Annotated in this window: 4 protein-coding genes; 3 read left to right on the top strand and 1 reads right to left on the bottom strand. The window is 68.8% G+C overall.

Translation table 11 applies throughout. The annotated features are described in order from the left end of the window. Positions 1 to 529 (top strand): hypothetical protein (locus ACWGDE_RS37290; RefSeq protein WP_453393518.1); only part of this gene is annotated, 529 nt, incomplete at its 5' end. A gap of 31 nt (positions 530 to 560) precedes the next feature. On the opposite strand, the gene ACWGDE_RS37285 is transcribed toward ACWGDE_RS37290, so the two are convergent. After that, positions 561 to 1,358 carry an N-formylglutamate amidohydrolase gene (locus ACWGDE_RS37285; RefSeq protein WP_453393517.1) on the bottom strand — a complete coding sequence of 266 codons (798 nt, stop codon included), beginning with the start codon at positions 1,356 to 1,358 and terminating at the stop codon, positions 561 to 563. 283 nt (positions 1,359 to 1,641) lie between these two features. Between ACWGDE_RS37285 and ACWGDE_RS37280 the strand changes: the two genes are divergently transcribed. After that, positions 1,642 to 2,349, top strand: a complete 708-nt coding sequence (locus ACWGDE_RS37280) for a tRNA-dependent cyclodipeptide synthase (protein WP_453393516.1) — start codon at positions 1,642 to 1,644, stop codon at positions 2,347 to 2,349. Beyond that, a complete protein-coding gene (locus ACWGDE_RS37275) occupies positions 2,339 to 3,523 on the top strand; it encodes a cytochrome P450 (RefSeq protein WP_453393515.1) in 1,185 nt (394 codons plus the stop codon). Before ACWGDE_RS37280 ends, ACWGDE_RS37275 begins: the two co-directional genes overlap by 11 nt. The last annotated feature ends 40 nt before the right edge of the window (positions 3,524 to 3,563 follow it).

The following is a 3,563-nucleotide window of genomic DNA, read 5'->3' as shown; positions in this document are numbered from 1 at the left end:
CCTGGATCTCCGGTTCGACGAGCGGGGCAACTGTGTCGGCTCCGGAGAACCGCCAGGCGTTTCGGGACGCGCAGACATCAACTATCGAGGCGACGACGTGTGGATGAAGCTCGACGACGCCCTGCTGCGCGCCCAAGTTCCGGGCCCCCTGGCCGAGTCCACGATCGCGCTCGTCAACGGCCGCTATCTGCACGGCACCACGGCAAGCGCCATGCTGCGCGACTTCGCCGACTTCTGCGATCTGGACTTCTTCAAGAAGGAGTTCTCCAAGAAGCCCGTGAACGAGGAACTGACCAAGGGCTCGCGGACCACCGTCGACGGCCGTCCGGCCATCACGGTCACGAGCCGGCACGGCGGTGAGACGGGCACGTACGAGGTCTCGACCGAGGACAAGCCCTACCTCCTGCGGATCAAGGGCGCCGAGGAGTCCGGCGAGCGGGTCGAAGCCTCCTTCTCCGCCTTCGACGAGCCCGTGCAGGCCACGCCGCCCGCGCCCGCCGACTCGGTCGACCTGTCACAACTCAAGTAGGGCGGCATGCCGTTGGGGACCTCCCGACCGGCTACGCGAGCAGGCCGTCCACCAGTTCCGTCAGGGCCGCCGCCAGGGCGAGGAGGCCGGGGCCGGCCGGGCCGCCCGGTTCGGCCATGTACGTGTCCCGGCGGATCTCGATCATCAGCGCGCCGACCCGGTCGTCCTTGCCGTAGTGCTCCAGCGGCACGTACGTACCGGCGAAGGGACTGTCGAGCCCCGTGCCGCCGAAACCCGCGAACGCCTTCTCGGCCGCGGCGAGCAGCCCGGCCGGGGTGTGGAAGGGGTCCGTGCCCAGGCAGACCGGCGGCCGGCCGCCGTCTCCGTGCAGTTCGTACGGGAGGGGCTCCGTCGGGTAGGAGTGCACGTCGATGACGAAGGCCCGCCCGACGGCCGCCAGCCGGTCCTCCACGGCCCGCGTCATCGCCTCCGCGTACGGGTGGAACCAGCGCTCGATCAGCGGGCCGCCGTCGAAGACCTCCGGCCGCAGGCGCTCCCGGTGGGTGGTGTGCGTGTACACCGCTCCCATTCCCACGGCCAGCATCTCCTCGCGCTCGTCGGGGAAGCGCTCGGGGTCGACGACGAGACGGGACAGCCCGTTGACGAACCGCCACGGCGTGACGGCGGCCCTCGCCGCGGCCGCCGCGGCGATGTCCTCGGTGTGGGAGTCGGTGATGTGGTCCAACTCACGCTCGAGCGCCCGGTCGTCGAGCACGATGTCACGGCGGACGGACTCCGGAACGACGCGCGAGGAGTGCGGTACGTGCAGGATCACCGGCGAGGTACCGGCGCCGGGCAAGAGCCGGAAGGGTTCGGGCAGGTGGTTCACGAGCGACTCCTCGACTCCGTGGAACGGGCGCTGGGGGACGAAACCGGAGGGACGCTCCCCCGCCGCCCGCCCGCCTGTCTTGATTTGACTGCCCATAATTGTCCGACAGAGCACCTCTGGCGCGGCAATATCGATGCCCCAGTCAACTGTGTTGTCCGACAGGTGAGTTACCGACCGGAAGCGATGGAATGACAGCCACCGTTCGGGTACCTTCCGTGACGTCGCCGCCACACCTTGGGCACAGGGCCCCATGGGACTAGCGGCACAAAGGACCCGACACCTGTTGACGACAGCAACCGAAGTCTTCACAGTCCGGCCGTACACCCCGCACTGCCAGGTGATCCACACCGAAGGCGATCACGCCGTCATAGGCATCTCACCCGGAAACAGTTATTTCTCGGCCCAGCGCGTCCTCGACCTCGCTCAATGGGGAATGCGCAACTTCGACCAGGTCGACCTCATCTACACGGACATGCACGTGGCCGAGATGTACGAGGCCCTCGGCTACGACCCGGACGAAGCGCGGCGCAAGGCGGTGAAGAACCTGCGCGGAGTCCGCGCCAAGGTGAACAACGCGGCCGCCGAGACCGACCCCACCGGCGTCCGGCTCCGCGCACGCCCCATGTCGGCCCTCACCGACATCCCCGCGTACCGGGACCTCCACAGCCACTTGAAGAACCTGCTCCACAACGACCCGGATTTCCGCACCACTTGCGACTCCCTGGTCGATTCCTTCCTCTCCTCCAAGGTTCTGGACGGGAAGGCCGCCACCACGCGGCAGCGCGAGGTGTGCCTCGAGTACGTCTGCGCCGAAGCGCCGCTCTTCCTCGACACGCCCGCCATCCTCGGCGTGCCGTCCTCCCTCAACTGCTACCACCAGCTCCTGCCGATGGCGGAACTGCTCTACTCACGCGGCTCCGGCCTGCGCGCCTCGCGCAACCAGGGCCACGCCGTCATCACCCCCGCCGAAGGAGCGCACGATGCCCGCTGACACCATCCTCGACTTCCCGTTCTCCGCGCGCGGCGACCAGCTCCCCCACCAGGTCGAGGAGCTTCGCGACGAGCCGGTCAAGCGGGTCCGGACGATCGCCGGCGACGAAGCCTGGCTCGTCTCGTCCTATGCGCTGTGCAAGCAGGTCCTCGAAGATCCCAGGTTCAGCCTCAAGGACACGTCGGCGCCCGGCGTACCGCGCCAGTACGCGCTGACGATCCCGCCCGAGGTCGTCAACAACATGGGCAACATCACCGGTGCCGGTCTGCGCAAGGCCGTGCTCAAGGCGATCAACCCCAAGACCGACGGTCTGACCGACTGGATGCGCGAGCACGCGTCCGTCCTCGTCGACGGCCTCCTGACCCACGGTGCGCCCGTCGACCTGCGCGGCCAGTTCACCAACCCGTACGCCGAGAACCTCCACTGCCGCATCCTCGGCATCCCGGAGGCCGACGCGCCCCGCCTGGCCGCGAGCCTCGACATCGCGTTCATGAACTCGGCCTGCCCGGTCACCGGAGCCAAGCTCAACTGGGACCGCGACATGGCGTACATGGTCGAGCGCCTCGACGATCCCACCTCCACCGGGCTCATCTCCGAGCTCGCCGCCCTGCGCGACGATCCCGACTACGACCACCTGACGGACGAGATGCTCGCCACGGTCGGCGTCACCCTGTTCGGTGCGGGCGTCATCTCCACCATGGGCTTCCTCACCATGGCGATCTTCTCGCTCCTCCAGAACCCCGACGTGTGGGAGCAGTTGCGCAAGGCCCCGGAGAAGATCCCCGCCGCCGTGGACGAGCTCCTGCGGGTCAACCTGTCCATCGCCGACGGGCTGCCCCGCCTCGCCCTCGAGGACGTCACCCTGGGCGACGTCGAGGTGAAGAAGGGCGAACTCCTCCTGGTCCTGGTCGAGGGCGCCAACACCGACGCGGCCGTGTACCCGGACCCGCACGTCGTCGACATCGACCGGGAGAACGCCGGGACCCACCTCTCCTTCGGCGGCGGTCCGCACTACTGCCCCGCCACGGCACTCGGCAAGCGGCACGCGGAGATCGCCATCGAGGTGCTGCTGGAGAAGATGCCCAACCTCCAGCTCGCGGTGCCGGTCGACCAGTTGGTCTGGCGGACCCGCTTCATGAAGCGCCTGCCCGAACGGCTTCCCGTTCTCTGGTAGCGGCGCCCGCGCGGGAACGCGCAGGGCACGGCGGAGGCCC

This window comes from Streptomyces sp. NPDC054956 (genome assembly GCF_053609185.1).
Note: the sequence above shows the minus strand (reverse complement) of the source record. Positions and strands in the feature narration are given on the sequence as shown.

What these genes read in the sequence shown, in the direction of transcription:
- ACWGDE_RS37275 (WP_453393515.1), top strand. Translation starts at nt 2,339, where the DNA reads ATGCCCGCTGACACCATCCTCGACTTCCCGTTCTCCGCGCGCGGCGAC.